We start from the raw sequence: 6,618 nt of genomic DNA, 5'->3' as shown, positions 1-6,618 counted from the left end.
CACCGGGCCAAGCGCCACGACGTCGGCAAGACGGTCAAACGCGCCGAGTCAATCAAGGAACACCAAGCCCGCCGAGGATAAACGCCAAGCTAAGAAGCCGTTTCTCAACCGGTCTTGGAACGTGCAGGTCGAACAGGGGTCCTGGTCGGGTGATCTTCCGGCGGTGCGGGCATGAAGGCAGGGCCTCTCGGTAGCTCGGGGATGGGAATCGAACCGAGCAATGCCGGGAGGCCCTGTTGTCGTTGTTGTACGCGCCCGCGCCTGTTGAGTTCAACTCGTCCGTCGTGTCGTGCGATTGCCTCGCGCACGCAGGAGGGCCGGGTGCACGTAAACACGAAGCCAGCCTTGGGACAGTCGGCTTGACGGCATCAAAGCCGGAGTAACCAGGGTGGTTCCCGGCAGGGGTAGTGGAACCATCCCTGGGCACAACGGGGCTGGGGCCGAGTCCAATCTTGCCGGTCGCCCCCCCCAACGCAGGCGGGGACGACATTCCCTCCCGGGGTGGTGCCCTCATCGGGACTCCCGAACCACCCCCGCGCCGGCGGGGACGACTGGGCGTGCGTCTTGCCGTGGCTGCCGTGGGTCGAACCATCCCGCGTGGCGGGGACGACTCGACCTACGGGACGTTCGTGGCTCCGACGAAGGAACCATCCCCGCGTGGGCGGGGACGACCCGCCGGCGGCCAGGGCGACGACGGCCAGCAGCGAACCACGCCGGAGCTGGCAGGGACGACGGTTCAGATTCCGTACTCCGTTATGCGCGCGCTCCCGCATCGCTCCCGAAGGGTTCCCGTCTCCGATGACACAAGTGCGCCATGTCACAAGAACGACAGCACCGGCCTCTTGAGCGAGGCAGAAGGTCGGCAAGAGGATCAGGACCTTCCAGTCTTGTTGGCAGCGCTTGAGGAGTTCGCCTTGCCCAAGGTTCCCATCCCCCGGTCCGGGCCCATCACGCTCGTCGTGGTGGCCGCCCTGGCACTCGGGGTCATGCCGGCCACCGCCGCGATATCCGCGGACCCGGCCGGTCCCGTGCAGCCCACCGCCGCCCACCAGGCACCCGGGGGCATCAGCACGCACACCGTCACCCTGATCACCGGCGACAAGGTGACGATCGGCACCGCCGCCGACGGCACCGCCGTGCGGTCCTTCGAAGGCGTCAACGGAACCACCACAGGTTTCCACCGCGCCGTCATCGACGGCTCGACGTACGTCTATCCCGACGCCGTCCTGCCGTACGTCACCACCGGGAAGCTGGACAAGCAACTGTTCAACGTGACCCGGCTGATCGCCGACGGCTACGACGACGCGCACACCTCCCGGCTGCCGCTCATCGTCCGTTACACCGCCGCCGCCGCGAGGTCCCGGACCCAGCCGAAGGTGGCCGGCTCGACCGTCGTCCGCCGGCTGGACAGCATCCAGGGCGCGGCCGTCGCGCAGAACCGCAAGCAGGCTCCGGCGTTCTGGTCCGCGCTCACCGGCGGATCCGGCTCGGCCGCCCGGTCGGCGCACCCCGCCTTCGCGGGCGGTGTCGCCAAGGTCTGGCTCGACGGCAAGGTGAAGGCCGACCTGGCCGACTCGACCGCCCAGATCGGCGCGCAGAAGGTCTGGGCGGAAGGCGACACCGGCAAGGACGTCAAGGTCGCGGTGCTCGACACCGGTGTGGACACCGAACACCCCGACCTCGCCGGGCAGGTCGACGCCACCGCCAGCTTCATCCCGGAAGAGCCGGAGATCACCGACTACCACGGCCACGGCACCCACACCGCCTCGACGATCGCCGGCACCGGCAGCGCCTCCGACGGAAAGGAGCGGGGCGTCGCCCCCGGCGCCCGGCTGGAGATCGGCAAGGTGCTCAACGGCCGCGGCAGCGGCCAGGAGTCCTGGATCATCGCGGGCATGGAATGGGCCGCCCGGGACCAGCAGGCCAAGATCGTCAGCATGAGCCTGGGCGGCGGTGGCGACGCCACCGACCCGATGAGCCAGGCGGTTGACCAGCTCAGCCGCGAGACCGGCGCGCTGTTCGTCATCGCGGCGGGCAACGGAGGCCCGCAATCCATCGGCAGCCCCGGTGCCGCGGACTCCGCGCTGACCGTTGGCGCCGTCGACTCCTCGGATCACCTCGCCAGCTTCTCCAGCACCGGCCCCCGCGGCGGCGACGCCGGGCTGAAGCCCGAGATCACCGCACCGGGCGTCGACATCCTGGCGGCCCGCTCCCAGTACAACGCGGAGGGGGGCTCCGGGTACTACACGACGATGAGCGGCACGTCGATGGCGACGCCCCACGTCGCCGGCACCGCCGCTCTGCTGGCCGCCGCCCACCCCGACTGGACCGGTCAGCAGTTGAAGGAGGCGCTCGTCAGCAGCGCCAAGGCCACCCCGTCGTACACCCCGTACGAGGCCGGCAGTGGGCGGGTCGACGCCCCGGCGGCGGTGCACGCCTCGGTCTTCGCGACCGCCAGTGCCTACTCCGGTTTCCACGCGTGGCCCCAGAAGCCGGGCGAGACCGACGTCCGGAAGGTGACGTACACCAACACCGGCGACGCCCCGGTCAGTCTGGACCTGGCGATCGACTCCACAGCCCCGGCGGGGCTGTTCACCCTCTCCGACAGCCGGGTGACCATTCCCGCGCACGAAACCGCCACGGTCTCCCTGACCGCGGACCTGGACCGGCTGCCGGCCGACCAGGCGATCAGCGGCATGATCACCGGTACGGACGCCAGCGGCGTGGTCCGCGCCCGCACCCTCATCGGCGTCGCCAAGGAGGGGCAGCGGCAGAACCTGACCATCGTCGCGAAGGACCGGCTGGGCCAGCCGCTCTCGGGCTACGCCATCCTCATCGCGGAGCACACCCTGACGGCGGTCGAGCTCGACGGGTCCGGCACCGGCACCACGCGGCTGCCCGCCGGCGACTACAGCGGTTGGCTCACCGCCGACGTGCAGGGCGCCAACGGGCCCCACTCGCGGGGTATGGCGCTGCTCGGCTTCGCCAACGTGACGCTGGACCAGGACCGGACCGTCACTCTGGACGGGCGGAAGGCCCGGCAGATCCTGGCGCGCGTGCCGAAGCAGGGCACCCTCGTCGCGCCGCGGCTGGACGTGCGGCGGACGTGGGTCGGCGGCGGCTCCTTCGAGACCTCCATGCTGCCCAACCCCTCCTACGACAGCATCTGGGCGCTTCCGACCGGCAAGAACGTCACCGACGGCGAGTTCGAGTTCGGTGCCCGCTTCCGCCTCGAGCAGCCGGCACTGACCGTGGGCACCGAGTCGGAGACCTACGCCGACCCGCTCGTCAAGCGCGCGGCCACGCCGCTGCCGGCCGGCACCCGGACGCTGACGGCGGTCTACGCCGGTGACGGTTCCGCCGAGGAGATGGCCCGGCGCGATGTACGCGGCAAGGCCGTGGTGGTGCGGGGCAGCGACCCGCACGGGATCCAGGCGCAGGCGGAGGCCGCCGCGGCCGCGGGCGCGCAGGTGCTCCTGGTCGTCAACGACGGCATCGGCCGACTGCAGCCCTGGGACGAAAACACCTGGAGCCCCGAGAGCCCGGCCCCGCTCACGGTGGCGACCCTCAACGCCGACCAGGGCGCCGACCTGATCGACGCGCTCCAGCGGGGCGAGGACAAGGTGAAGGTCACCTCCCATCCCACCACCGACTACCTCTACGACGTGGTGCACCACTGGTCCGGCGCCGTCCCCGCGGACCCGACCTGGCGGGTGAAGCCGAGCGACCTCGGCCGGGTGGACGTCTCGTTCCGCAACTACCGGCCCGGCAAGGCGATGGAGTTCCGCACCGACGTCTGGCGAGGCTGGGCGGTCTCCAACCAGGTGACGGCCCCCGCCCAGGGCGAGCGCACCGACTGGGTCACCGCCGATGCGGACTGGGTGGAAAACGCGATCATCGCTTCCGAGACCATGCAGCACTCGATCGGCGTCCTCCGCTACCCGGCCGGGAAGACCGGCAAGGTCAGCTGGTTCGGGCCGATCCAGCGGCCCCGGATGGGCCCGGTGACCTCTCAGCCGGTGCGCTACCTCGACGGGGTCTACATCCCCGCGCCCGGCTGGGGTGACTCCGGCACCGGCCATGTCGGCGATGCCCGCGGCAACTTCGACGTCAAGGACTGGATGTCGCTCTACCAAGGTGACCGGCAGCTCGACTGGGGCAACGCCGAGTACTTGCCGGTCACCGGGCTCGCCCCGGAGCGGCTGCCCTACCGGCTGGTGCTCGACAACGACCGGGCGGCCTGGGCCAACCCGTACTCGACGCACACCCTGACCGAGTGGAACTTCACCTCCGCCGCCACCGGAGCCGAGGCGGCCGAGCCCCTGCCGCTGATCCAGCTCGACTACGGGGTCGACACCGACAAGGCCGGCCGGGCGGACCGGCGCGCCACCCTGACGGTGACCGCCTCCCACCTGCCCGGCACGACGGCCGCCATCGCGAAGCCGTCCCTCGATGTCTCCTACGACGACGGGAAGACCTGGCAGCGGGCCGACCTGACCCGCGAGGGTGCCGGATGGCGCACGGGCCTGCACGCGCCCAAGTCGGCCGGCTTCGCCACCCTCCGGGTCACCGCCCGGGACAGCGCCGGCAACGACGTCTCGCAGACCATCACCCGGGCCTTCGGCCTGCGCTGACGTCACCTCACACAGCACCACGCACGGGCGGGGCCGCAGCCGGCGGCCCCGCCCGTCGGCGTCGTTCGCCGACCGCCCGGTTGTAGCGTTGTCGACCGACCAGGAGATCCGAGAACCCGCCGCCCGGCAAGAAGCCGACCTGCGTCGACACCGCGAACCTGAGGAGGCCTTCGCCGACGGCGAGGCGGCCATGGAGGCCGAGCGAACCGCCACCGGGAGCGACGGGGCCCGTCGCCGCGCCCTTGCGTACGAGCGGGCGCTGCAGGACGGCCGGGTTCCCGCCGCCGGACGGCCGCCACTGGGCCGATCAGCCTGAGCCCCAGGGGGAGCCTTACCCGGACACTTCGGGAGGAGGCTGTCCGTGTAGCACGGCGTTGGCTCTGGCCACGAAGGCATCGCATGCTTCCTGAGCTGCACTGCCACGCTGGAGCATGTCTGCCCTGTCGTCAGTCCGGACGATCGCGCTGGTGAGTTCCAGCACTCTGTGGGCCTGATCCGCGCGTTGTTGCACGTCTACCTGGTCGCTGATGAGCTTGAGGCGGGAGGCGCTGCTGCATGTCTCCACGTAGAGCCGATAGGACTCGGCTCGTGTGGCCGCAGCCTCGTCACTCAGGGGGTCGGCGTCTCAGCGTGACCATCGGTCGTACTGCGCACGGCGGTAGTCTTCGGCGAGGGCAATGAAGGTCGCCTCAATGGAACTGCAGCCTCCTTCATTCCATGCATCCCTGCAGGTCAGAAGCCTCATCTCAGAATCCCCCACACGCTTTGTATAGATAATTTCGTTTCTCAAACTTTGCATCCCTGCAGGTCAGAGGCTTCTACAAGCCAACCAACATGCATTTTCATTGAGGCGACACAACCCAGCGGCGCGCCGGGGCGGAAACCTCCGACCAGCTCAAGTACCTCGGCGAACGCATCCCGGCCACCTTCGTGTACTCCGCCATCGATGTCGAAACCTCATCACTGCTCAGCGGGGTCCGCGGGGCACAGATCGCCGGGCGTTTCAAGATCTTCCGTCACCGCCCGCTCGCCTACGCGACCGAGCAGGACAAGGCCGTCTGGGACGACCTTGTGCAGGCCATGGAAAGCCTGCTGCGGCTGCGGTCGCACCGGCCGGGAACGCTGGTCAAGCACGCCGCCTACCTCCACGCCCGCACCGGCGGACGTATCGGCAGCCTCTCTCACCTCGTCCGCGAAGCCGCGCTGGTCGCCATCGTCGAGGGCACCGAGCGGATCACGAAGGGATTGTTGGGCGAGGTGGAACTCGACGCATACGCCGAAACCCAGGCGCGGCCGAGCCGGCCCGTCCGGCGGAAGTGAGGCGCCCACTTTGGCACACCAGCACAGCAAGCCGACACACGGCCACACAGCCAGGAGCGGGCAGAAGAGAGGCAGTCGGGCAGCAGCCGGCGGGATCGTGCCCGCCATGGCCGAAGGTGCGGCGGGACGGGTAATGCCGCTGCGCGGGCAGCTGACGCTGTCGTTCGTGGCCAGGATCGCCGCCCGCTACCACCTGAGCATCAGAGAACTACTCACAGCTGTCACCGAGGTGGACGGCCTGCAGAACCTCACCGGGATGGTGTACCCGGACAGCGAGATCCATCTCAACGCCCAGGCCCGTGCCCGCGTGTCCGCGCTGGCCCCGCGTCCCCCTGCATGTGCTGGAGCGTGCGCTGCCCCCCTGGATGCGGGAAGAGCCGTCCGGCAAGTACGGGGCGGGCCCGGTCGGGCGGTTGCTGCGCGGCGAGGAGGCAGTCGAGGCCTGGGGACCAGCCTGCCCAGGCTGCACGGCCGCCCGTACGGGACGCCTCGTGCCCGCACGCCGGTACCTGACGCCCGAACAGCGGGTCTGCGCACGCCACCAGTACTGGCTCATGTTGAAGCTTCCCCTTGATCACGGACACCTGGAGACTGGGACCTGAGGTTCCAGCCCGAAGGCCATTGATCACCTCGCGGAGAATGTTCACATCCGGCAGCTCGGCCG

Annotated in this window: 3 protein-coding genes; all 3 read left to right on the top strand. The window is 70.0% G+C overall.

The window, feature by feature from the left end; genetic code table 11:
* Positions 1-914: 914 nt before the first annotated feature.
* Complete coding sequence (locus ABZV38_RS39125) at positions 915-4,634, top strand: S8 family serine peptidase (protein ID WP_356333589.1); 3,720 nt, start codon at positions 915-917, stop codon at positions 4,632-4,634.
* An 88-nt stretch (positions 4,635-4,722) separates the two neighbouring features.
* Positions 4,723-4,950, top strand: a complete 228-nt coding sequence (locus ABZV38_RS39120) for a hypothetical protein (RefSeq protein WP_356333587.1) — start codon at positions 4,723-4,725, stop codon at positions 4,948-4,950.
* 614 nt (positions 4,951-5,564) lie between these two features.
* Positions 5,565-5,954 carry a hypothetical protein gene (locus ABZV38_RS39115; protein ID WP_356333586.1) on the top strand — a complete coding sequence of 130 codons (390 nt, stop codon included), beginning with the start codon at positions 5,565-5,567 and terminating at the stop codon, positions 5,952-5,954.
* The last annotated feature ends 664 nt before the right edge of the window (positions 5,955-6,618 follow it).

This window comes from Streptomyces sp. NPDC005181, assembly GCF_040608395.1.
Classification (GTDB): domain Bacteria; phylum Actinomycetota; class Actinomycetes; order Streptomycetales; family Streptomycetaceae; genus Streptomyces.
This window is presented reverse-complemented; position numbering and strand designations above follow the sequence as displayed.